This is a genomic window from Streptomyces spiramenti (assembly GCF_012034385.1).
Classification (GTDB): Bacteria; Actinomycetota; Actinomycetes; order Streptomycetales; family Streptomycetaceae; genus Streptomyces; species Streptomyces spiramenti.
The window spans coordinates 1-21783 of record NZ_JAAVJB010000039.1; the positions used below are offsets into that span (position 1 = coordinate 1).

General features: G+C 73.7%; 18 protein-coding genes and 2 rRNA genes. 13 read left to right on the forward strand and 7 right to left on the reverse strand.

Annotated features, from left to right (window positions below; all coding sequences use genetic code 11):
* From HCJ92_RS07665 to HCJ92_RS07675, 3 genes are all read left to right on the forward strand, one after another.
* Positions 1 to 100: ribosomal RNA gene (locus HCJ92_RS07665) — 23S ribosomal RNA — on the forward strand; the annotation flags it as partial.
* Positions 101 to 189: 89 nt separating this feature from the next.
* Positions 190 to 306: ribosomal RNA gene (gene rrf, locus HCJ92_RS07670) — 5S ribosomal RNA — on the forward strand.
* 183 nt (positions 307 to 489) lie between these two features.
* Entirely contained in the window at positions 490 to 993 is a 504-nt protein-coding gene (locus HCJ92_RS07675) for a GNAT family N-acetyltransferase (protein WP_167932696.1), read from the forward strand.
* A 193-nt stretch (positions 994 to 1186) separates the two neighbouring features.
* Here the strand turns inward: HCJ92_RS07675 and HCJ92_RS07680 are convergent, their stop codons facing one another.
* The 5 genes from HCJ92_RS07680 to HCJ92_RS07700 all read right to left on the reverse strand — a co-directional run bounded on the left by HCJ92_RS07680 (position 1187) and on the right by HCJ92_RS07700 (position 6744).
* Positions 1187 to 2494: a DUF58 domain-containing protein gene (locus tag HCJ92_RS07680; protein ID WP_167932697.1), complete on the reverse strand. Its 1308-nt coding sequence runs from the start codon at positions 2492 to 2494 to the stop codon at positions 1187 to 1189.
* 9 nt (positions 2495 to 2503) lie between these two features.
* On the reverse strand, positions 2504 to 3469 hold the full coding sequence (locus HCJ92_RS07685; RefSeq protein WP_167932698.1) for an AAA family ATPase: 966 nt from the start codon (positions 3467 to 3469) through the stop codon (positions 2504 to 2506).
* Positions 3466 to 4749: a DUF4350 domain-containing protein gene (locus HCJ92_RS07690; protein ID WP_209310833.1), complete on the reverse strand. Its 1284-nt coding sequence runs from the start codon at positions 4747 to 4749 to the stop codon at positions 3466 to 3468. The genes HCJ92_RS07685 and HCJ92_RS07690 overlap by 4 nt, the downstream gene beginning before the upstream one ends.
* Positions 4746 to 5450, reverse strand: a complete 705-nt coding sequence (locus HCJ92_RS07695) for a DUF4129 domain-containing protein (protein ID WP_167932699.1) — start codon at positions 5448 to 5450, stop codon at positions 4746 to 4748. Before HCJ92_RS07695 ends, HCJ92_RS07690 begins: the two co-directional genes overlap by 4 nt.
* A 73-nt stretch (positions 5451 to 5523) precedes the next feature.
* On the reverse strand, positions 5524 to 6744 hold the full coding sequence (locus HCJ92_RS07700) for a DUF7544 domain-containing protein (protein ID WP_167932700.1): 1221 nt from the start codon (positions 6742 to 6744) through the stop codon (positions 5524 to 5526).
* A gap of 324 nt (positions 6745 to 7068) precedes the next feature.
* Between HCJ92_RS07700 and mtnA the strand changes: the two genes are divergently transcribed.
* From mtnA to HCJ92_RS07735, 7 genes are all read left to right on the forward strand, one after another.
* Positions 7069 to 8163 (forward strand): S-methyl-5-thioribose-1-phosphate isomerase, encoded by a 1095-nt coding sequence (gene mtnA, locus HCJ92_RS07705; RefSeq protein ID WP_245240675.1) that lies wholly within the window; start codon positions 7069 to 7071, stop codon positions 8161 to 8163.
* Positions 8160 to 8837, forward strand: coding sequence for a two-component system response regulator MtrA (mtrA, locus tag HCJ92_RS07710; protein ID WP_167932701.1), 678 nt, complete (start codon positions 8160 to 8162; stop codon positions 8835 to 8837). The genes mtnA and mtrA overlap by 4 nt, the downstream gene beginning before the upstream one ends.
* Positions 8838 to 8919: 82 nt before the next feature.
* Positions 8920 to 10632, forward strand: a complete 1713-nt coding sequence (mtrB, locus tag HCJ92_RS07715) for an MtrAB system histidine kinase MtrB (protein WP_167932714.1) — start codon at positions 8920 to 8922, stop codon at positions 10630 to 10632.
* Positions 10625 to 12538, forward strand: coding sequence for an LpqB family beta-propeller domain-containing protein (locus HCJ92_RS07720; RefSeq protein ID WP_167932702.1), 1914 nt, complete (start codon positions 10625 to 10627; stop codon positions 12536 to 12538). The genes mtrB and HCJ92_RS07720 overlap by 8 nt, the downstream gene beginning before the upstream one ends.
* 183 nt (positions 12539 to 12721) lie before the next feature.
* Entirely contained in the window at positions 12722 to 13429 is a 708-nt protein-coding gene (locus HCJ92_RS07725; protein WP_167932703.1) for a ComF family protein, read from the forward strand.
* A 277-nt stretch (positions 13430 to 13706) separates the two neighbouring features.
* A complete protein-coding gene (hpf, locus tag HCJ92_RS07730) occupies positions 13707 to 14408 on the forward strand; it encodes a ribosome hibernation-promoting factor, HPF/YfiA family (RefSeq protein ID WP_167932704.1) in 702 nt (233 codons plus the stop codon).
* A gap of 216 nt (positions 14409 to 14624) precedes the next feature.
* Complete coding sequence (locus HCJ92_RS07735) at positions 14625 to 15386, forward strand: response regulator (RefSeq protein WP_167932705.1); 762 nt, start codon at positions 14625 to 14627, stop codon at positions 15384 to 15386.
* Positions 15387 to 15447: 61 nt separating this feature from the next.
* Here HCJ92_RS07735 and HCJ92_RS07740 read toward each other — a convergent pair whose 3' ends face one another.
* Positions 15448 to 16647 (reverse strand): winged helix-turn-helix domain-containing protein, encoded by a 1200-nt coding sequence (locus tag HCJ92_RS07740; RefSeq protein WP_167932706.1) that lies wholly within the window; start codon positions 16645 to 16647, stop codon positions 15448 to 15450.
* 128 nt (positions 16648 to 16775) lie between these two features.
* Here HCJ92_RS07740 and secA point away from each other — a divergent pair, with 128 nt between their 5' ends.
* Positions 16776 to 19556 (forward strand): preprotein translocase subunit SecA, encoded by a 2781-nt coding sequence (gene secA, locus HCJ92_RS07745; RefSeq protein ID WP_167932707.1) that lies wholly within the window; start codon positions 16776 to 16778, stop codon positions 19554 to 19556.
* 51 nt (positions 19557 to 19607) lie between these two features.
* Here the strand turns inward: secA and HCJ92_RS07750 are convergent, their stop codons facing one another.
* Positions 19608 to 19964 carry an Rv3235 family protein gene (locus tag HCJ92_RS07750; protein WP_167932708.1) on the reverse strand — a complete coding sequence of 119 codons (357 nt, stop codon included), beginning with the start codon at positions 19962 to 19964 and terminating at the stop codon, positions 19608 to 19610.
* Between the two features lie 305 nt (positions 19965 to 20269).
* Here HCJ92_RS07750 and HCJ92_RS07755 point away from each other — a divergent pair, with 305 nt between their 5' ends.
* Both HCJ92_RS07755 and HCJ92_RS07760 read left to right on the forward strand, forming a co-directional pair.
* A complete protein-coding gene (locus tag HCJ92_RS07755) occupies positions 20270 to 20767 on the forward strand; it encodes a DUF6912 family protein (protein WP_167932709.1) in 498 nt (165 codons plus the stop codon).
* A gap of 88 nt (positions 20768 to 20855) precedes the next feature.
* Complete coding sequence (locus HCJ92_RS07760) at positions 20856 to 21644, forward strand: HAD family hydrolase (protein WP_167932710.1); 789 nt, start codon at positions 20856 to 20858, stop codon at positions 21642 to 21644.
* Positions 21645 to 21783: the final 139 nt, after the last annotated feature.

Below are 21783 nucleotides of genomic sequence, written 5' to 3' on the forward strand. Positions count from 1 at the left end.
GGGGTAAGGCTCCCTGTAGACGACAGGGTTGATAGGCCAGATATGGAAGCCCAGTAATGGGTGGAGTTGACTGGTACTAATAGGCCGAGGGCTTGTCCATAGTTGCTTGCGTCCACTGTGTTGGTTCTGAAACCACAACTGGTTACTGCCCTGCTTGGGGGTGGTCTGGTTGGTTGTGTTTCACCGTGTTTCGGTGGTCATGGCGAGAGGGAAACGCCCGGTAACATTTCGAACCCGGAAGCTAAGCCTTTCAGCGCCGATGGTACTGCATGGGGGACCGTGTGGGAGAGTAGGTCGCCGCCGAACAAATTGTGTGGGAGAGGGTCTCACTGGAACTACGGTTCCGGTGGGGCCCTTTTCTGCGTTCCCGGGAACACCCCGCGCGCTCCCGGAAGGCTTTTCTCCTGACGGTGCCGCGTCTCTCCGAGCCACCGCACCGCCGGCGGTTCGCCACGGCTACCGCGTCGGCCCCTCGGTTACGCTCGGCGGATGGCTTCCGACAGCACCACCCCGAACGACCCTGAACAGCCCTTCGTCCCCGGCGACTTCACCATCCCCGGGGCGCTGGTGACGGACCGCTTCAGGTTGGAACCGCTCAGCACCGACCACAACGAGGCCGACCTCGCCGCCTGGAGCGGCAGCATCGAGCACATCCGGGCCACCCCGGGCTTCGCGGACCGTGACTGGCCCACCGAAGGCATGACGCCGGAGGAGAACCACGAGGACCTGCGGCAGCACGCCGAGGACTTCGAGCGGCGGGTCGGTTTCACCTACACCGTCCTCCAGCCCGATCAGGGCGAGACCGACGACGGTGACGTCCTCGGCTGCGTGTACATCTACCCGGCCGACGCGGACGACGAGAAGCACGACGCGTCGGTGCGCTCCTGGGTCCGCGCGGAACGCGCGGAGTTGGACCTGCCGCTGTACGAGTCGGTGCTGAGCTGGCTCAGCGAGGAGTGGCCGTTCCGCTCCCCGCGGTACGCGGAGCGCTGAGCCGGGCGGAGCGGCGGACCTCTCAGAGCGTGTGTGAGACCACACGCCGGGCCCGCGACGCCGGCTACGGCCATCTGCTGCGTTGTCAGGAACACCCGAACACAACCCGGTACGAGAGCGCCCCTCCGCCCGCCGTGCAGCTGACCGCATCCGACGCCGTGAGCCGATCCGACGCGGGGTCTCACACACGCTCTCAGAGCTTGCCGGCAGCCTTGAGCGACAGGTAGGCGTCGGCGACTGCGGGCGGCAGCCTGTCCGGCGACGCGTCCACCACGGTCGCCCCGAGACGCCGCAGTCGCTCCGCGGCCCGGCGGCGCTCGCCGGCGTGCCGTTCGGCAGCCGCCGCCCCGTAGACGGCGGCGACGGTGCCGCGGCCGGCCGCCATCTCCTCCACGCCCGGGTCGGCGACGGATGCCACGACGACGTTGTGGCGGCGGATCAGCCGGGGCAGCACCGGCAGCAGCCCTTCTTCCAGGACGCCGCCGTCCAGAGCGGTGAAGAGCACCACCAGGGAGCGGCGGGGCGCCGCCGCCAGCGCCGCGGCGACGAGCGACTGCGGATCGGTCTCGACCAACCGCGGCTCCAGCGGCGTGAGCGCCCGGGTCACCGCCGGAAGGACGTCGCGCCCGCTGTGGCCGCGTACCGAGACCCTGGTGGCGCGGTCGTGGGCGAGCAGGTCGACACGGTCGCCCGCACGTGAGGCGAGCGCGGTGAGGAGCAGTGCCGCGTCCATCGACGCGTCGAGCCGCGGTACGTCCCCCACCCGCCCGGCGGAGGTCCGGCCGGTGTCGAGCACGAGGAGGAGGTGGCGGTCGCGCTCGGGGCGCCAGGTCCGGCTGGTCACCTCGGACCGGCGGGCCGTGGCCCGCCAGTCGATCGACCGCACGTCGTCCCCGGGCACGTAGGGGCGCAGGCTGTCGAACTCGGTGCCCTCGCCGCGGATCAGCACCGACGTGCGGCCGTCGAGCTCCCGCAGCCGCGCCAGCTTGCCGGGGAGGTGCTTCCTCGATGCGAACGGGGGCAGTACCCGCACCGACCACGGCACCCGGTGGCGGCCCTGGCGGGCGGCGAAGCCCAGCGGGCCGTGGGAGCGGACGGCGACCACCTCGGCGTGCCGCTCACCCCGACGGGTGGGGGTCAGGACCGTGGTGAGCCGCCGGCGTTCGCCCGCGGGAACCGACAGCGACTGCCGGGACCCGTCGTAGGAGGTGCCAGGTGCCCAGCTGCTGGGCGGCCACGCGTCGCGCACCTCGGCGCGGAGCGGCCGGCCGGACGGGTTGGTGACGGTCAGGTCGACGCGCGCCTCGTCGCCCTGTCGGACGGTGGTGGCACCGGACCGCTCCAGCAGCAGCGATCGCACCGGGGCCGCCAGGGCGAGGTCCAGCAGTACGAGGAGGACGAGCGGCACCGTCACCAGGGCGATGCCCGACCACCCGGGCACCAGCCACACGACGACCGCGCCGAGAGCGGCGAGGAGAGCCGCGCGTCCCGAGAGAGCCATGGCGGCGACTCAGCGGGGGACCGCGACGCGGGCCAGGATGCCGTTCAGCACGCTGTCGGTGCCCACGCCCTCCATCTCGGCCTCGGGCCGCAGCCGCAGCCGGTGGCGGAGCGTCGGAAGCGCCAGCGCCTTCACGTCGTCCGGGGTGACGAACTCGCGGCCCGAGAGCCAGGCCCACGCCCGGGAGGTGGAGAGCAGTGCGGTGGCGCCGCGGGGCGAGGCCCCCATCGCGAGCGACGGCGACTCACGGGTGGCTCGACAGACGTCCACGATGTAGCCCGCGACCTCGTCCGTCACCGTGATCCGGGCGACGGCCTCCCGCGCGGCGGCCAGCTCGGCCGGCCCGGCGACGGGGCGGATCCCCGCGGCGGCCAGGTCACCGGGGCTGAACCCGTCGGCGTGGCGGCGCAGCACGGTGATCTCCTGGTCCCGCTCGGGGACCGGCAGGTGCAGCTTCAGCAGGAACCGGTCCAACTGGGCCTCGGGCAACGGGTAGGTGCCCTCGTACTCGACCGGGTTCTGGGTGGCGGCGACCAGGAACGGCTCCGGGAGCGGACGCGGCGCGCCGTCCACCGAGACCTGCCGCTCCTCCATCGCCTCCAGGAGCGACGCCTGCGTCTTGGGGGGCGTCCGGTTGATCTCGTCCGCCAGCAGCAGATTGGTGAAGACCGGGCCCTCCTGGAAGGAGAACTGGGCGGTGCGGGCGTCGTACACCAGGGAGCCCGTGACGTCGCTGGGCATGAGGTCCGGGGTGAACTGCACGCGCTTGGTGTCCAGTTCGAGCGAGGCGGCCAACGCCCGTACCAGCAGCGTCTTCGCGACGCCCGGTACGCCCTCCAGGAGGACGTGGCCCCGGCAGAGCAGGGCGACGACCAGCCCCGCGACCGCGGCGTCCTGGCCGACGACCGCCTTGGCGATCTCGCCGCGGACGGCCTCCAGCGCGGCGCGGTGGGTGGCGGTGGTCTCTTCCGTCACGGGGTGTCCTTCTTCGGTGGGGCGGGCGGGCGGCCGGGGGCGGCCGGGGGCTGCGACGGTGGCGCGGGGGTGCGTCGGGCGGGCCCGGTCGCGGCGTCGGGCACCTGTGCCACCTGTCTCTCCAGCGCGTCCAGACGGTCGGCGAGCGCGATCAGCGCCGGGTCGTCGGCAGGCTCCGGGCCGGTCAGCAGGGCTTCGACCTCGGCGGACGGCAGGCCCGTCCGATCGCCCACGGCCCGCACGAGTTCGGCCGCGGGGGCGGTCGGACGGACCCCCACGAGCGGGGCCAGCCGGTCACGGGCGGACTCGCGGAGCGCGTCGGCGGCTCGGCCCCTGGCGTTGGCACGGTGGTAGAGGCGGGCGCGCCCCTCGGTGGTCTCCGCGGCGCGGACCCGTACGGGCAGCCGTTCCGACACGGCCGGCCCGAGGCGGCGCATCCGCCACACCGCGGCGAACAGGACGGCGATCACCAGTTGACCGGCCGCCCAGCGCCAGTTGTCGCCGGCGAGGTCGAACAGGCTCAGCTCGTCCTGCTCGGGCGGCGGTTCAGACCCGTCCGGCACGTACCAGAGGAGCTGGTCGCGCGAGCCGAGGAGGCCCAGCGCGAGGGCGGCGTTGCCGTCGTCGGCGAGGGCGTCGTTGGTCAGGAACTCCGGCGAGCCGAGCAGGACGGTCTCGGGGCGGGTGCCCGCGTCGCCGTCGCTCGCGTCGAGCACCGCGAGCGTGGCGAGTGCGCCCTGCCCGTAGCAGCCGGTGACGTCCTCCGCCGCCGACAGGTCCAGGACCCGGCCGCCGAGGGTCGCGGCGCCCGCGCGGCGTGCCGTCGGGTCGTCGCACCCCGGCTGCCGCTCGGAGACCTCGGCCTCGCCGGCGACCTCGACGCCGGGGGCGACCCGCGCCACCGCGCCGGAGCCGGGGGAGACCAGCACCAGGCGGGCGTCGGCGCGGGCGGCCTCCCGGCGGAGGTCCGTGAGCCGGCTCGGGGAGACGGAGTTGGGGAAGGCCACCAGCAGCGTGGTGTCCGGCCCCAGGGCCGCTCGGGCGTCCGCGGCGGTGCCCACGGGGGTCGTGGTGACCCCCTCTTCCTCCAGCAGCGTGGACAGCGCGAGTGCCCCGGCGGGGGTGGGGGAGTCGTGGCGCAGCGCCCCGCTCTCCCCCGACCGCAGCACGGCGAGCACCAGGCCGGCGAGCAGGACGACGACGATCCCGAGCAGCGGTCCCCGGCCGCCGCGCCACAGGGCGCGGGCGTCCGGGGAGACCGCGGTGGAGCCGGCGCTCACCGCGGGGCTCCGGCGAAGGGGGCTCCGCCCGGGGGAGTGGACGGTCCGGCCAGGCTCGGACGGGTACGGCGCACGGTGTCGTCGAGCTCCAGCAGGCGTCGGTGGTCGTCCTCGGCGGCGGGCGCGTCGCCGTAGGTGACCGCGTCGAACAGCCGGGCCGCGGCCCGCATGCGGTCGGCGAGTTCGGGGAGGACGGTGCCTGCCTCGGTGGCGGCCTCGTCCGCGGTCCGGCCCGGTCGGGCGTCGAGGAGGGTGCGTTCCTCCAGGGAGCGCACCAAGGCGCGCATCCTGTCCCGCACCGCCTCGCGCCAGGCCCCGGACGCGGCGTGGGCGTCCGCGGCTGCCCGGTACTCCGCGGCGGTACGGGTGGTGTCACCGAAGACGTCGGCGTCACCCGGCCGGCTCTTCCCCGTCCGTAGCCGGCCGAGCCGCAGTCGCAGCGCGATGAGCAGCGCGACAGCGACGCCGACGAGGATGATCACACCGAGCCAGCCGCCGGGGGCGAAGGCGACGCTGAGGAGCTTGCCGAGCTGCTCCCACACCCAGTCGAACGCCTGCCGGAGCGGGCCCGGGCGGTGGTCGGCGTAGATCTGCCGCGACAGTTCGCGGCGGGCGGCCTCGCGCGCCGCTTCGCGGTCGGTGTCGACGGGCACGACGCGCGGGAGGACGGCGAGCAGCACTCCGGCGGTCGCCGTGGTCATCCGTTCACCGTCCCCTCGTCGTGCCGCCCGCGGCGGCCTGCTCGCTCGATCCCTGCTCCGTGCCGTTACCGCGTCAGTACGCGGGGCCGGTGGGAGGGGAGTCCGGGTCGGCGAGCCCCGCCGCCCGTGCCAGCTCCAGGTCGAGCGCCTCGCGGCGGATGCGGCGGTCCATGTACAGCAGTGCGGTGACGCCGGCGGTCAGCGGCAGGGCGATGACCGAGCCGAGGACGGCTCCGACGCCGTTGATGAGCAGCGGGGTCCACTCGGTGCTGGGCGCCAGCGTGGAGGGGGACTCGGTGAAGAGCGCCGCCAGCATGGTCGTCGGTACCTGGACGATCGAGGTGACGAGCAGGATCAGCAGCAGGATGAGCAGCTGGATGCCGAAGACGCGCCACCACGAGCCGGTGACCAGGTGCCACGAACGGCGCATCGCGGTGAAGACGCCCTGCCGCTCCAGCATGAGCGCGGGGGCGGCCAGCGAGAGGCTGACCCAGACCCACACGGCGAGGGCCAGTCCGGCGAGGACGCCGACGACGACGAACGGACCCATGCCGGTGGCAGCCGTCATCAGCACCAGGGCGACGACGGGCAGGGCGGTGGCGAGGCCGACGGTGACGACCAGGCCGAACAGCCGGAGCAGTCGTCCCCGGGAGTCGGCCCACGCCTCGCCGACGGTGACGCCGTGCCCGAGGACGGCGCGGCTGACGACGATGGTCAGCATCGCCGTGGCCAGCACCGATCCGATCATCGCGGTGACCGCCATGAGGCTGCCGGCGAAGAGGCCCGACGACAGCGCGTCCAGGACCTCCTGCTCGGTCGGGTCGGGGTTGGTCTCCAGCGCCGTCATGGCCTCGCTGTTCAGCCAGAGGCGCGAGGCGATGACCCCCATGGCCTCGGTCAGCAGCGCGATGCCGAGGGCGATGGCGAGGACGGGCCGCCAGTGCGCGCGGGCGGTGGAGACAGCGCCGTCGAGGATCTCGCCGACGCCCAGCGGGCGGAGCGGGATCACGCCCGGCTTGGCGGCCTGCGGCTGCTGCCAGCCGTGGGGGCCGTTGTTCCAGCCGTAGCCGCCGGGGCCCTGGCTCCAGTGCTGCTCACCCCCGTAGGGGGGCGTGCCGCCGCCCGGCGGCGTGCTCCAGTTCTGCTGCTGCGGGCCCTGCGGGCCGCCCCAGCCCTGCGGTGGCGGGGTCTGCTTGTCCAGGGAGTGCTGCTCGCCCGGACCGTGACCCTGACCGTTCTCGTCGGGACCCTCCCCCGGTGCCGGGTCGCCCGGCGGGGTCCAGCGGTCGTTCATCCATCGCTCCTTCACAAGCCTCGGCCTACATCGTGCCACGCCGTGGCCAGGGCACCGTGGTGCGGGCGCCCGCGGTCCGGCCCGCGGAGCGGATCGACTTCGCGGCGCGCACCTCGTGGACCCCCCTGGCCCCACCCGTCCGTTCCGGCACGGCGGGCCGGTCGCGGTACGGGGGCATGACCCCTTGTGTTTCCCTGCCCACGGCCCGACACGCGCACACCCGTGCGCCGGACGGGCGGGGCGTGCACCTGCGGGGCCGCCGGGCGCCGGGCTCGGGACGTCCGACCCCGGCGCCCGGCGGGCGGTTGCGGGCAGACTGTGCGGATGGCTGATGACATGACCGCGGTGCTGCGGTGGGCGGACGAGACGGAGGGCGGCCCCGCGGTCGTGCTCCTCGACCAGACGCGGCTGCCGGCGCACGAGGAGGAACGCTGGTGCCGGGACGTTCCCGCGCTGGTGGGGGCGATCCGGGAGCTCGCCGTCCGTGGCGCGCCCGTCCTCGGCCTCGCCGGTGCGTACGGGGTGGCGCTGGCTGCCGCGCGGGGCGACGGGGTCGAGGCGGCGGCCGGGGAGCTGGCCGAGGCGCGACCCACCGCGGTGAACCTGCGTCACGGTGTGGAGCGGGCCCGCGCCGCCTGGCGGGCGGCGCGACCGGGCGACGCCGCGGCAGCTGCGCTCGGAGCGGCGCGGGAGCTGCACGCCGAGGACGCGCGGGCCAGCGCCGCCATGGCCGGGCACGGCCTGGAGCTGCTGACCGGGCTGCTCCCCGCGCGTGCGGCCGGCTGGCGACTGCTGACCCACTGCAACACCGGCGCCCTTGTCTCCGGCGGCGGTGGCACCGCGCTGGCGGTCGTCCGCGCCGCCCACACGGCGGGGCGGCTGGAGCGGCTCTGGGTCGACGAGACGCGGCCACTGCTCCAGGGAGCGCGCCTCACGACCTGGGAGGCGGCCCGGTGGGGACTGCCGCACACCCTCCTCGCCGACAACGCGGCGGGTTCGCTGTTCGCGGCGGGCCAGGTGGACGCGGTCCTCATCGGTGCGGACCGGGTGAGCGCCGACGGCTCGGTCGCCAACAAGGTCGGCAGTTATCCGCTGGCGGTGCTCGCCCGGCACCACGGGGTGCCGTTCGTCGTGGTGGCACCGGTCAGTACTGTCGACCCCGACACGGCCCGGGGCGCGGACATCATCATCGAGCAGCGTGATGCGGAGGAGGTCACCGGGACCGGTGACGGCCGCCACGCCCCGGCGGGGGTCGCCGTGCACAACCCCGCCTTCGACGTGACCCCGCCGGACCTGGTGTCCGCGCTGGTCACGGAGCGCGGCACCGTGGGTCCGATGGACGCGCGGCGGCTCGCGGCGGTGTGTGACGGTCCACGTGCGACGGAGCTGCGCGAAGCTGATGGGATGATGAAGGCATGAAGGGACGCGTACTCGTCGTCGACGACGACACCGCTCTGGCGGAGATGCTGGGGATCGTGCTGCGCGGCGAGGGCTTCGAGCCGTCGTTCGTGGCGGACGGCGACAAGGCGCTCGCCGCGTTCAGGGAGGTCAAGCCGGACCTGGTCCTGCTCGACCTGATGCTCCCGGGGCGCGACGGCATCGAGGTCTGCCGGCTGATCCGTGCCGAGTCCGGCATCCCGATCGTGATGCTGACCGCCAAGAGCGACACCGTGGACGTGGTGGTGGGCCTGGAGTCCGGGGCCGACGACTACGTCGTCAAGCCGTTCAAGCCCAAGGAACTGGTCGCCCGCATCCGGGCACGGCTGCGCAGGTCGGAGGAGCCCGCGCCCGAGCAGCTCGCCATCGGCGACCTGGTCATCGACGTCGCCGGCCACTCCGTGAAGCGGGCCGGAGCGCCGATCTCTCTCACACCGCTGGAGTTCGACCTGCTGGTGGCCCTCGCGCGCAAGCCCTGGCAGGTCTTCACCCGCGAGGTGCTGCTGGAGCAGGTGTGGGGCTACCGGCACGCCGCGGACACCCGGCTGGTCAACGTGCACGTGCAGCGGCTCCGCTCGAAGATCGAGCGCGACCCCGAGCGGCCCGAGATCGTGGTGACCGTCCGCGGCGTCGGCTACAAGGCCGGATTCAGCTGACGTGTCGCTGACCCCGGGGCGCTCCTGGCGGAACGCCCGGCTGCTGCCCGAAGGGGCGACAGGCAGCCGGGCCCAGCCCGCCATGCGCATCGTGGGGCGGCTGGCCCGGGGTCCGCTGCTGCCGGTCACCCGGCTGTGGCGACGCAATATCCAGCTGCGGGTCGTCGCCTCGACCCTGCTGCTCTCCCTGGCCGTGGTGCTGGTGCTGGGCGTCGTGGTCATCGGACAGGTCCGCAACGGGCTGCTGGACGCCAAGCGCCAGACGGCGCAGAGCCAGGCCGAGGGCGGGTTCGCCGTCGCGGCGGACGCGGCGGGCGCCGGAGAGGACGTGCTCGACGGGCGGGTCGTCGACCCGGGTGTGTGGCTGACCGGCATGGTCCAGCAGCTCGCCAGCGGCGGGCAGGGCGTCTACTCGGTGGTGGCGCTCCCGAGCGAGCGCACCGCCGCGACCGTCGGTGAGGGCGTTCCGGGTGCGCCGCGCGGGCCTCGCGCCTCGCGGGACGTGCGTCCGGAGGAGAGCATCTCCGCCGAGCTGCGCGCGGCCGTCGACGCGGAACTGGTGCCGCAGCGCCAGTACGGCACCGTGGTCCGGCCGGACGGGACGTCCGAGGCGGCGCTGGTCGTCGGCAAGCGGCTCAACGACAACCACGGCAACCAGTACCAGCTCTACTACCTCTTCCCGTTCACCCAGGAGGAGAAGTCACTGGCCCTGGTCAAGGGCACCATCGCCACGGCCGGGGTGTTCCTCGTGGCGCTGCTGGGCGCCATCGCCTGGCTGGTGGTCCGGCAGGTCGTCACCCCTGTCAGGATGGCGGCCCGGATCGCCGAGCGGTTGGCGGCCGGGCGCCTGCAGGAGCGGATGAAGGTCAGCGGCGAGGACGACATCGCCCGGCTGGGCGAGTCCTTCAACAAGATGGCCCGCAACCTGCAGACCAAGATCCACCAGCTGGAGGAGCTGTCGCGGATGCAGCGGCGGTTCGTCTCCGACGTCTCGCACGAACTCCGCACGCCGCTGACGACCGTCCGGATGGCGGCCGACATCATCCACCAGTCCAAGGACGAGTTCGACGCCGTCACCTCGCGCTCCGCCGAACTGCTCATCGACCAGCTGGACCGCTTCGAGTCGCTGCTGGCCGACCTGCTGGAGATCAGCCGGTTCGACGCGGGCGCCGCGCTGCTGGAGGCGGATGCGACCGACCTCCGCGCCGTGGTGCGCCGCGTCGTCGAGGGCGCCGAACCGCTGGCGGAACGCAAGGGGAGCCGGCTGCTGGTGCTGGGTGAGGAGAGCCCGGTGGTGGCCGAGGTCGACGCGCGCCGGGTGGAGCGGGTGCTGCGCAACCTCGTGGACAACGCCGTCGAGCACGGCGAGGGCCGGGACGTGGTGGTCCGGTTGGCCAACTCGCCCGGCGGGGGCGACGCCGTCGCGGTCGCCGTCCGCGACTACGGCATCGGCCTGCGGCCGGGCGAGGCCGAGCGGGTGTTCAACCGGTTCTGGCGCGCCGACCCCGCCAGGGCCCGGACCACAGGCGGCACCGGGCTGGGGCTCTCCATCGCCGCCGAGGACGCCCATCTGCACGGTGGGCGGCTGGACGCCTGGGGCGAGCCCGGTGGTGGCGCGCACTTCCGGCTGACGCTCCCCTCGACGGTGGGGGCGCCGCTGCGCGGCTCCCCGATCGAACTGGTGCCGGCGGACTCCGAGGCGGCGCGTATCGCGAAGGCGGCACCGCCCGCGGACGAACCGGCCGCGGCGCTCACGCCCGCACCGGCGGAGGAAGGCGGTGTCCGGCGTGGCTGAGACCAGGGAGAGCGGCGCGCCGCGGGGCGCGGGCCACCCGCGCCCGCAGGCGGCGCCCTACGGCAGGCGCCCGATACCGGGGCGTCGCGGTGCCGTCCGCCGGGCGGGCCGCGGCGTGGTGCTGCTGGCGGTCGGGGCGATGCTCGCTTCGGGGTGCGCCTCGATGCCGGGCGGTGGCGACGTGCAGCGCGTGGACCCGGCGATACGGGCCGACGGCGACTCCCAGGTCCGGGTCTTCGGGGTCAGCCCGCAGGAGGGCGCCCAGCCCGAGCAGATCGTGCGCGGTTTCCTGGAGGCCGTCACCAGCGACGAGGCGGACTTCGCGACGGCCCGGGAGTACCTGACGCAGGAGGCCGACGCCGCCTGGCGGCCGTCGGCCGGCACGTCCGTCCTCTCGGACGGTCCCGGGCTTCCCGCGGAGCCCGGCGAGTCCTCCCCGGACGGCAGCACCGTGCGGTTCGAGGTCAGCGGCGAGCGGCTCGCCGTCGTGGACGAGCAGCACGTGTACCGGCCGGACGACGGCACCCACCGCGCGGCGTTCGAGCTGAGCCGGGTCGACGAGGAGTGGCGCATCGCCGACCTCCCCGACGGGCTCATCCTGGGGGAGCAGGACTTCCTGCGGATATACCGCTCGGTGAGCACCTACTTCTACGCGGCGCACTCCACCGCCGCCGTCGCCACCCCGCAGGCGAACAGCACCCTGGTCGCCGATCCGATCTATCTCCGGCACCGCGTCGACCTGGTGGGGGAGGCGGTCAAGGCGCTGCTGGCAGGCCCGAGCGAATGGCTGGACCCGGTGGTCCGCAGCCAGTTCCCCGACGAGGTCGCACTCGTCCCCGGCGCCAGGCCGGTGGTCGACGAGGAGGGCGTGCTGACGGTGCGGCTGACCGGGCTGCCCCCGGCGGTGCAGCCCGCGGCGTGCTCGCGGATGGCGGCCCAGCTGTACTACACGGTGCGCGACCTCGGGACCTCCGAGGTCACCGAGGTACGGGTCTCCGGGGGGAGCGGCGCCATCTGCTCGCTCACTGCCGGCGAGGCCCGCGACAACGCGCCGGGGCTGCTCATCGGTGAACAGGACCGCCAGTACTTCATCGACGACGACAGCCGCGTCACGGTCGTCCAGGACGAGGACGACCCCCGTGCGGTGGCCGGCCCGCTGGGCAGGGGCGAGGTCGCGCTCCGCTCCGTCGCGGTCGCCCGTGACGGCCGGCGTGCCGCCGCCGTCTCCGCCGACGGGAGCTCGCTCTACATCGACGCGCTCTCCGGTACCGATCCGCTGGGACCGCCGGTGCACACCGCGCCGGGCGGCGGCCCGGAGGACGGGATCTCCCCGCCCAGCTGGGACGGGCTCGGCGACCTGTGGTTCGTGGACCGCGACCCGAGCGGCCCGCGGGTGATGCGGATGACCGGCGGGACCGGCGCCGCCACCGAGATCGAGGTCGCCGGGGTGGGCGGGGGCCGCACCGTGGAGGCGCTGCGCGTCGCCTCGGACGGCGTGCGGATCGCGCTGCTGGTCCGGGACGAGGAGGACCGCACCACGCTCCAGCTCGGCCGCATCGAGCGTTGGGTCGACGAGGAGCAGCTCCAGATGCGGGTCGAGGGGCTGCGCCCCGTCGCGCCCCATCTGGAGAACGTGGTCGCGGTGGCGTGGGCGGGAGGCAGCCGGCTGGTGGTCGTCGGCCGGCCGGCGGGTGGTGCCGAGCAGATGAGCTACGTCAACACCGACGGCTCGACGGTGAACGCGACCAGTGTCGCCGGACCGAGCGAGATCACGGGGGTGGCCGCCTCCGAGCAGGAGGAGCAGCCCCTGCTGGCGCGGTCGGGGGACGGGATCGCGCGGCAGCACCAGGACGGGACCTGGCGCATCGTCAGCCCGGAGGGTGCCAGCCCGGCGTACCCGGGCTGACCGCCCCGCCGGGGCCGCCTTGCCGGGACCGTCCGTCGGGGCCCTCCGTCGGGACCGGGCGGGCCGGACCGAGCGGGCGGCGGGGCCGGTGGGACCGGGTCGGTCGGCCCGGTCGTGCACCGCCGCGCTCCGGGGTTGTCCACAGGGGTTGCGGGGGGTGTGCCGCCGCGCGACGGTAGGGACATGCGAGGCACCTGGCAGGAGTTGGCGTCGCTGCTGCTCCCGGTGGCGTGCTCGGGATGCGACGGCGTGGGCGGGCCGCTGTGCACCCGCTGTGCGGGCGCGCTCGGAGCGCTCCGCCCCACCCGGGTGGGCGTCGGCCCGGACGGTGCGCCGACCGCGCTGTGGAGCGGTGGCGGTTACGGCGGTCCGCTCCGCGGTGCGTTGCTCGCGCACAAGGAGCGCGGTGTCCTCCCGCTGTGCCGTCCGCTCGGCGCCGTGCTGGCGGCGGCGGTCGTGGCGGCGCTGGCCGACTGCGGTCACCGGGCGAGGGACGGCCCGGTGCTGCTGGTCCCCGCCCCCTCGGCGAGGTCCGCGGTGGCGCGGCGCGGCCACGACCCGCTGCGGCGGGTGTGCTGCGCGGCGGCGGGTCGGCTGCGCGCCGACGGCCGGAGGGTCGGCGTGGCGTCGCTGCTGCGGCACCGGCGTGCGGTGGCGGACCAGGTCGGCCTGGACGCCCGCGGTCGTCGCGCGAACCTGGACCACGCGCTGGTGGCCGCGTCACCGGGGCGACGGGCTCGGGTCGTCGTGGTCGACGACCTGCTGACCACGGGGGCGACGCTGGCCGAGTCCTGCCGGGCGCTGCGGGCGGCAGGGGCGGGCGCAGCGCCGATCGCCGCCGCCGTCATCGCGACGCCTCGGCGTTACCCGATCGGGGGTACGCGCCGGTAAGGGTGCCGGTGGTCCACCGTTGGGGGTACTTTCGAGTGAAGGGGTCGGTCCGCCGGCTCCGCCGAAACTCCATACCCGGTCCTGTCACCACGACGAGTGGCAGCGCCATCGCCCCACCTCAGGGGGAATGCTCTCCACGAGGCTGGGGAGAAGGAGGTGACAGCCGCAACTCGACGTCGCCGGAGGGCAACGGCCTACGGATCGGGCCGTCCGGCAAGAGTGCACCCAAGGGCGCGCTACCGCCTCGTCAGCGGGGCCGTCCGGAACGGAGTTCTGCGTGGACATCGTCGTCAAGGGCCGCAAGACCGAGGTGCCGGAACGCTTCCGGCGGCACGTGGCCGACAAGCTGAAGCTTGACAAGATCCAGAGGATCGACTCCAAGGTGATCCGTCTCGACGTGGAGGTGTCCAAGGAGCCCAACCCGCGGCAGGCGGACCGGTCGGACCGGGTGGAGATCACCCTCCGGCACCGCGGCCCGGTCATCCGGGCGGAGGCCGCCGCCGCCGACCCCTACGGCGCGCTCGACCTCGCGGTGGAGAAGCTGGAGACGCGGCTGCGCCGGACACACGACAAGCGGACCTCCCGGCGCGGCAAGCGCCGCATCCCGGCCAGCGAGGTCGGTTCGGTCGTCGCGGGTGCCGCCGTCATCAACGGCAACGGCGAGCTCGGGGAGAACGGCGCCGTCGACGAGGGCGAGGACCGCCCGGAGCAGCACCGCGCGGGTCCGCTGGAGGTCGACGGCGACGGGCCGCTGGTCGTCCGCGAGAAGGTGCACGCCGCGGCTCCCATGTCGTTGGACCAGGCGCTCTACGAGATGGAGCTGGTGGGCCACGACTTCTACCTGTTCGTGGAGTCCGACACCAAGCAGCCCAGCGTGGTGTACCGGCGGCACGCCTACGACTACGGCGTGATCCGGCTGGAGACGGACCCGCTGGCCGTCAACGAGCCGCACGAGGCGGGGGACGCGCTGGCAGGGTGACACCCCCCGGCGCCCGACGGTGACCGCGCGCCGGTCCCGCGGCCCTCGCAAGCCCCCTCGGAGAGCCGAACACCGCCACCCCTGGGGGTGAAGCCCACTCCTCCGGCGCCCTTGGCCGAATCCATCGATTCGGCCAAGGGCGCCGTCGTGGAATCATGAGGAGCGTCCGGCCGGTCAGGGTGAGCCGGTGAGGAGAGGTGTGCAGGGGGAGTGCAGATGGTCGAGGGCTTCGGACCGACGATGGGCCGGGGGACGTACGGCGGTCCCGGGTCGGACGGGCGGTCCCCGGCCTCCGGGCAGCAGCCCCGTGACCCGATCCGTGTGCTGGTCGTGGACGACCACGAGTTGTTCCGGCGAGGACTGGAGATCGTCCTCGCGCAGGAGGAGGACATCGAGGTCGTCGGCGAGGCCGGTGACGGCGCCGAGGCCGTGGAGAAGGCTGCCGACCTGCTCCCTGACATCGTCCTCATGGACGTCCGGATGCCGCGTCGCGGCGGGATCGAGGCGTGCACCACCATCAAGGAGGTCGCGCCCAGCGCCCGGATCATCATGCTGACGATCAGCGACGAGGAGGCCGACCTCTACGACGCGATCAAGGCGGGGGCCACGGGCTACCTGCTGAAGGAGATCTCGACCGACGAGGTGACCGCGGCGATCCGCGCCGTGGCGGACGGCCAGTCCCAGATCAGCCCGTCGATGGCGGCCAAGCTGCTCACCGAGTTCAAGTCGATGATCCAACGCAACGGCGAGGACCAGCGGTTGGTGCCGGCGCCGCGGTTGACCAGCCGGGAGCTGGAGGTGCTGCGGCTCGTCGCCACGGGGCGGAACAACCGCGACATCGCGCGCGTGCTGTTCATCAGCGAGAACACCGTGAAGAACCACGTGCGCAACATCCTGGAGAAGCTCCAGCTGCACTCCAGGATGGAGGCGGTCGTCTACGCGATGCGGGAGAAGATCCTGGACCTGGAGAACGGCTGAGCGACACCGGCGCCGCCGACACCGACCGCGCGAGCGGTGGCCGGTCGCGCGGCCCATCCGGTCAGCCGCCCGCGGCCACCGCCGCCACCACCGCCGGGCGGGCCGCCGCCGGCTCGACCCGATCGACCCGCACCTCGCCGCAGCCGACCCAGCGCGCCGCCTCCCGCAGGGCGTCCGCGACCTGTCCGGCGGCCCGCTCCGCGCCGTTCGCCCCGCCCTCCAGCGTGACCCGCCGCGCCACCAGCACGTCGCCCTCGCGGGCCGGGTCGACACGGGCGACCAGCCCGCCGCCCGCCAGTACCGGCATGGCGAAGTACCCGTACCGCCGCTTCGGCGCGGGAACGTACGCCTCCAGGCGGTGCTCCATGCCGAAGACGCGCTCCGTGCGGGCCCGGTCCCACACCAGTGAGTCGAAGGGCGACAGCAGCGTCGTGCGGTGGCGCCCGCGGGCGCCGGCCGCCAGCGCCGCCGGGTCGGCCCAGGCCCGGTTGCGGGCGCCGCGCTCCGGCCAGCCGGCGACGCTCACCCGGACCAGCCCGCTGTCGGCGACGACAGCCGCGACCTGGGCGGCCCGCAGCCGGTGATGGTCGGCGAGGTCGGCCTCGGTGGCGACGCCGAGCGCGGCACCGGCCTGGCCGACCAGGCGGCGGAGGCACGCGGCGTCGTCGAGGTCGTCGTGGAACAGCTCCGTCGGGACGGCGCGTTCGGCCAGGTCGTAGACGCGTTTCCAGCCCCGCCGCCGAGTGCAGACGACCTCGCCGGTGTCGAGCATCCACTCCACCGCGATCTTCGTCTGCGACCAGTCCCACCAGGGGCCTCCGCGCTTGGCGCCGCCGAGTTCGGGGGCGGTCAGCGGCCCCTCCGCGGTCAGGCGGTCGCGGATCGCCGCGACGCTGCCGTCCCGGTCGTCGAGGTGGTGCCACCGGTGGCCGCGGGCCCGCAGGGCGCGCCGCCGGAACGCGAACAGCGGCCATTCCTCGATCGGCAGGACACACGCGGCGTGCGACCAGTACTCGAAGGCGCTGTCGCCCGACCAGTAGGCCGACTCCACCGCGCGACTGCCGACCGGGCCGAGCCGGGCGTAGGGGACCAGCTCGTGCGAGCGGGCCAGGACCGAGATGGTGTCCAACTGCACGGCTCCCAGCCGACGCAGCACACCCCGCACGCCTCCCCGCCGGTCTGGGGCCCCGAGCAGGCCCTGAGCACGCAGCGCGATCCGCCGTGCCTCGTCCGTGGTCAGGTGCAGGGGTGCGGTGGTCATAGGGTGGATCGTAGGGCGCAGCACTGACACCCCGGTGTGCCCTCGCATACGATGGCCGGTGCGGCGCGGGGCCCCGCGCTGTCGGGAAGCCGCGCCCAAGCATCCGACCGGCAAGGAGACAAGCCCTCGTGTCCGTCTTCAACAAGCTCATGCGAGCAGGCGAAGGAAAGATCCTCCGCAAGCTGCACCGCATCGCCAATCAGGTCAACTCCATTGAAGAGGACTTCCTGAACCTGACGGATGCGGAACTGCGGGCACTCACGGACGAGTACCGGGAACGTCTCGCCGAGGGAGAGACGCTCAACGACCTCATGCCCGAGGCCTTCGCGACCGTCCGCGAGGCGGCCAAGCGGGTACTGGGCCAGCGTCACTACGACGTGCAGATCATGGGCGGCGCGGCCATGCACCTCGGCCACGTCGCCGAGATGAAGACCGGTGAGGGCAAGACCCTGGTCTCCACGCTGCCGGTCTACCTCAACGCCCTCGCGGGCAAGGGTGTCCACCAGATCACGGTCAACGACTACCTCGCGCAGCGTGACTCCGAGTGGATGGGCCGGGTGCACAAGTTCCTCGGCCTCTCCGTGGGCTGCATCACCGGTGGCATGCCCCCGGCCAAGCGCCGCGAGCAGTACGCCTGCGACGTGACGCACGGCACCAACAACGAGTTCGGCTTCGACTACCTGCGCGACAACATGGCGTGGTCCAAGGACGAGCTGGTGCAGCGCGGCCACTTCTTCGCCGTGGTCGACGAGGCGGACTCGATCCTCATCGACGAGGCCCGGACCCCGCTGATCATCTCCGGCCCCGCCGACCAGGCGACCAAGTGGTACGCCGACTTCTCGAAGCTGGTGAAGCGCCTGGACAAGGGCGAGCCGGCGGTTCCCTCGCGCCAGGTCGTCGAGACCGGCGACTACGACGTGGACGAGAAGAAGCGCACCGTCGCCATCCACGACGCCGGTGTCGCCAAGGTCGAGGACTGGCTCGGCATCGACAACCTCTACGAGTCGGTGAACACCCCCCTGGTCGGCTACCTCAACAACGCCATCAAGGCGAAGGAGCTGTACAAGGCGGACAAGGACTACGTCGTCGTCGACGGCGAGGTCGTCATCGTCGACGAGCACACCGGCCGTATCCTCGCGGGCCGCCGCTACAACGAGGGCATGCACCAGGCGATCGAGGCGAAGGAGGGTGTGAAGATCAAGGACGAGAACCAGACGCTCGCCAAGATCACCCTCCAGAACTACTTCCGCCTCTACGACACCCTGGCCGGCATGACCGGTACGGCGATGACCGAGGCCGCGGAGCTCCACCAGATCTACAAGCTCGGCGTGGTGCCGATCCCGACCCACCGGGGCCAGGCCCGTGTCGACCAGGCCGACCTGATCTACCGCACCGAGGTCGCCAAGTTCGCGGCGGTCGTCGAGGACGTGGTGGAGAAGCACGCCAGCGGGCAGCCGGTGCTGGTCGGCACCACCTCCGTGGAGAAGTCCGAGTACCTCTCGCAGCAGCTCAACAAGCGTGGTGTGCGGCACGAGGTCCTCAACGCCAAGAACCACGAGCGGGAGGCGTCGATCGTCTCCAACGCGGGTCGGCGCGGCGCGGTGACGGTCGCCACCAACATGGCCGGCCGTGGCACCGACATCAAGCTCGGTGGCAACCCCGACGACATCGCCGAGACCGAGCTGCGCGCCAAGGGGCTGGACCCGGTCGAGCACCTGGACGAGTGGGCGGCGGCGCTGCCCGAGGCGCTGGAGCGCGCGGAGCGGTCCGTGGCCACCGAGAACGACGAGGTCAAGGACCTCGGCGGGCTCTACGTGCTGGGCACCGAGCGTCACGAGTCGCGGCGGATCGACAACCAGCTCCGCGGTCGTTCCGGCCGCCAGGGAGACCCGGGCGAGTCCCGCTTCTACCTCTCGCTCGGCGACGACCTGATGCGGCTGTTCAAGGCGGCCATGGTCGAGCGCGTGATGTCGATGGCGAACGTGCCGGACGACGTCCCGATCGAGAACAAGATGGTGACCCGCGCGATCGCCTCCGCGCAGGGCCAGGTCGAGCAGCAGAACTTCGAGATCCGCAAGAACGTCCTGAAGTACGACGAGGTCCTGAACCGCCAGCGTGAGGTGATCTACACCGAGCGTCGCCGGGTGCTGGAGGGCGAGGACCTGCACGAGCAGGTGCGCTTCTTCATGGACGACACCATCGACGCCTACGTGCAGGCGGAGACGGTCGAGGGGTTCGCGGAAGAGTGGGACCTCGACCGGCTGTGGGGTGCGTTCAAGCAGCTGTACCCCATCGCGGTCACGGTCGACGAGCTCGACGACGCGGTCGGCGACCGCGAGGGGCTGACGGCGGAGTTCATCGCCGAGTCGGTCAAGAAGGACGTGTACGACCAGTACGACGCCCGGGAGAAGGAGCTGGGCGCGGAGGTCATGCGCGAGCTGGAGCGCCGCGTGGTGCTCTCCGTGCTCGACCGGAAGTGGCGTGAGCACCTCTACGAGATGGACTACCTCCAGGAGGGCATCGGCCTGCGCGCGATGGCGCAGCGCGACCCCGTGGTGGAGTTCCAGCGCGAGGGCTTCGACATGTTCACCGCCATGATGGAGGCCATCAAGGAGGAGTCGGTCGGCTACCTGTTCAACCTGGAGGTCCAGGTCGAGCGGAAGGTCGAGGAGGTGCCGGTCGCCGACGGGGAGAAGGCCCCCCGTGCGGCCGAGGCACCCGCGATCAAGGCCAAGGGTCTGGAGGCGCCGCAGCGCACCGACCGGCTGCACTTCTCCGCGCCGTCGGTGGACGGCGAGGGCGGCGTGGTCGAGGGCGACTTCGACGCGGCGGGCGGCAGCACCACCGAGGGCACCGGCCGTGCGGAGCGCCGCAAGGCACAGAAGGGCGGCCGTCGCCGCAAGAAGTGACCGACTGCCCGGCACGGTCCGGGCACAGCACGGCGTGCGGGCGGCGCGCGCTCAGCCGCCGGTGGGGACGCGGGCCCGGCGGCGGGGACCGGGGCCCAGTTCGACGGCGCTGCACCACCACCGGCCGCGGTGCTGCTCCAGCCGGAAGGCGAGCGCCTGGACCCGTTCCGCGGAGCCGATCCGGGCGAAGACCTCCAGCACCCCGGTGGCGGGTCGGCAGAAGCCGACCTGCCGGACGGCGGCGGGGGCTCCGCCGCCGTGCAGCGGAGCGGCGTCCGCCAGTCGGACGAGCTGCTCGAAGGCGCCGGGACGGACGTGGCCGAGCAGCGTGTGGACCGGAACGCGACCGCTGAGGACCTGGAAGAGCCGTTCGGCGAACCAGTCGTGCGGTCGCGCCGGATCCGGCATGCCCGGTCGGCGCGGCAGCCCGCCTCGGCCCGGCCCCGGCCCGGCCGGCCCTCGCGGTGCGGTGACGCCACCCGGTCGGCGCGTTCCCCCGGTCGTGCCCGGACGGCGTGTACTGACCCCCATGAAAACCCCTCCCCGTGTGCTACCCCTCAGTAACAACTGCGGAGTGTAATCAATCGGACACGCGCAAGGCAACCGCTCCGGGCCGGTGTCGCCCGGTCGGCGCGGCGGCGACCCCGCGGGGGCGGGCCGGGGCGGGCCCGGGGCGCCGGTCGACGCGATCGGCCGACCGTATCCTTGAGGGCATGCGCGTCTACCTCCCTCTGACCGTCCCCCGGCTGGCCGAGCTGCACCGCACCGGTGCGGTGGCACCCGCGCCGGTGACCGCCCACGCCGTCACCCCGGCGCTGCGCGCGTGGGACCCCGGCGCCGGTGACGAGGAGCTGGAGTACGAGGCCCTGGGGCGGGCCGCGCACGCAGCCCTGGCGCAGCTCGTTGCCGACCCCGCGGCCCCGCCCCGCCGGGTGGTGCTGGCGGCGGACGTGCCCGACGGCGTCGTGCGGCCCGGCTCCCCGGCGGACCCCGAGGCCGTGAGCGAGGTGGTCCTCGACGCGGTCGTCCCGCTCGCCGACATCGCCGCCGTCCACGTCGACGCGGACGACGCGGCGGACGTCGTCGCCGCCGCCGTCGCGGTCCTCGCCGAACCCGGCCGTGGCGGCGACGCCCCCCGTTCGGCCGTGGACGACGCCGAGGACCACGAACTGCTCTGGTACGGCGTCCAGGAGATCGACACCCTGCTCTGAGTCGTCCGCCCGGCTCCCGCGGCGCGGCCCGCCCCGGCGGGACCCGGCCGGCGGCGGCCGTGTCCGGGCCCTCACGTACGGTCGAGTCATGGATCAGCTGCCACCGGGGGCCCCGCACCCGACGACGCCCACGCCCGTGCCCGGCCCCGCGGAGCCGCCCCCGGCCCCGGCCGTCGTCGTGGCGGCGGCCGGGCGGCCGGCGACGGGCGGCACCGCCTGGGACGGTGCCCACATCGTCTGGGACTGGAACGGCACCCTGCTCCACGACATCGATGTCGTCCTGGAGGCCACCAACGCCTCGTTCCAGGAGATCGGCATGCCGCCGATCACGCTGGAGCACTACCGGGAGCTGTACTGCGTCCCCATCCCGAGGTTCTACCAGCGGCTGCTGGGACGCGTTCCGAGCGCGGCCGAGTACGAGGTGATGGACGGCGCGTTCCACCGCCACTACTTCGCCCGCTGCGAGCGGGCCGGCCTCGCGGCCGACTGCGCCGACCTGCTGGCCGACTGGACCGCCGGCGGCGGCACCCAGTCGGTCTGCTCCCTCGCGCCGCACGACCGGCTGCTGCCCTGGGTCGCCCGACTCGGCATCGAGCGCCACTTCCTCCGTGTGGACGGCGACCTCGGCACCGGGACGCGCGAGGGCAAGGCCGCCGCGATGGCGCGGCACATCGCGGAGCTTCCCGACGTGTCGGCCGGCCGCACGGTCGTCATCGGCGACGCGGCGGACGACGCCCGCGCCGCCCGCCACTCCGGGGCCAAGGCCGTGCTCTACACCGGCGGTTCGCACAGCCGCGCCAGTCTGGAGAAGGTCGGCGTCCCGGTGGTCGACACCCTGACCGAGGCGGTCGCGGTGGCGCGGACGCTGGTGGTCTGACGGTGCGACGCACCCGCCCCACCGGCGGTTCTGTCCGGAAGGGCCAACTTTCGGCGCGGGTCTTGCCCACTGCGGACATGTTCGGCCCCGGGGGCCGAGGCGATAGCCTGGCAGGCGTGATCAGTGCGAGACCCGCCGG

Excerpts from the sequence above, each read along its gene's own strand:
- HCJ92_RS07675 (WP_167932696.1), top strand. The coding sequence starts at position 490 with ATGGCTTCCGACAGCACCACCCCGAACGACCCTGAACAGCCCTTCGTC.
- HCJ92_RS07735 (WP_167932705.1), top strand. The coding sequence starts at position 14,625 with ATGGTCGAGGGCTTCGGACCGACGATGGGCCGGGGGACGTACGGCGGT.
- HCJ92_RS07760 (WP_167932710.1), top strand. The coding sequence starts at position 20,856 with ATGGATCAGCTGCCACCGGGGGCCCCGCACCCGACGACGCCCACGCCC.
- mtrB (WP_167932714.1), top strand. The coding sequence starts at position 8,920 with ATGCGCATCGTGGGGCGGCTGGCCCGGGGTCCGCTGCTGCCGGTCACC.
- HCJ92_RS07700 (WP_167932700.1), bottom strand. The coding sequence starts at position 6,744 with ATGAACGACCGCTGGACCCCGCCGGGCGACCCGGCACCGGGGGAGGGT.
- HCJ92_RS07755 (WP_167932709.1), top strand. The coding sequence starts at position 20,270 with ATGCGCGTCTACCTCCCTCTGACCGTCCCCCGGCTGGCCGAGCTGCAC.
- HCJ92_RS07725 (WP_167932703.1), top strand. The coding sequence starts at position 12,722 with ATGCGAGGCACCTGGCAGGAGTTGGCGTCGCTGCTGCTCCCGGTGGCG.
- mtnA (WP_245240675.1), top strand. The coding sequence starts at position 7,069 with ATGGCTGATGACATGACCGCGGTGCTGCGGTGGGCGGACGAGACGGAG.
- mtrA (WP_167932701.1), top strand. The coding sequence starts at position 8,160 with ATGAAGGGACGCGTACTCGTCGTCGACGACGACACCGCTCTGGCGGAG.
- HCJ92_RS07750 (WP_167932708.1), bottom strand. The coding sequence starts at position 19,964 with ATGCCGGATCCGGCGCGACCGCACGACTGGTTCGCCGAACGGCTCTTC.
- HCJ92_RS07695 (WP_167932699.1), bottom strand. The coding sequence starts at position 5,450 with ATGACCACGGCGACCGCCGGAGTGCTGCTCGCCGTCCTCCCGCGCGTC.
- HCJ92_RS07740 (WP_167932706.1), bottom strand. The coding sequence starts at position 16,647 with ATGACCACCGCACCCCTGCACCTGACCACGGACGAGGCACGGCGGATC.
- HCJ92_RS07680 (WP_167932697.1), bottom strand. The coding sequence starts at position 2,494 with ATGGCTCTCTCGGGACGCGCGGCTCTCCTCGCCGCTCTCGGCGCGGTC.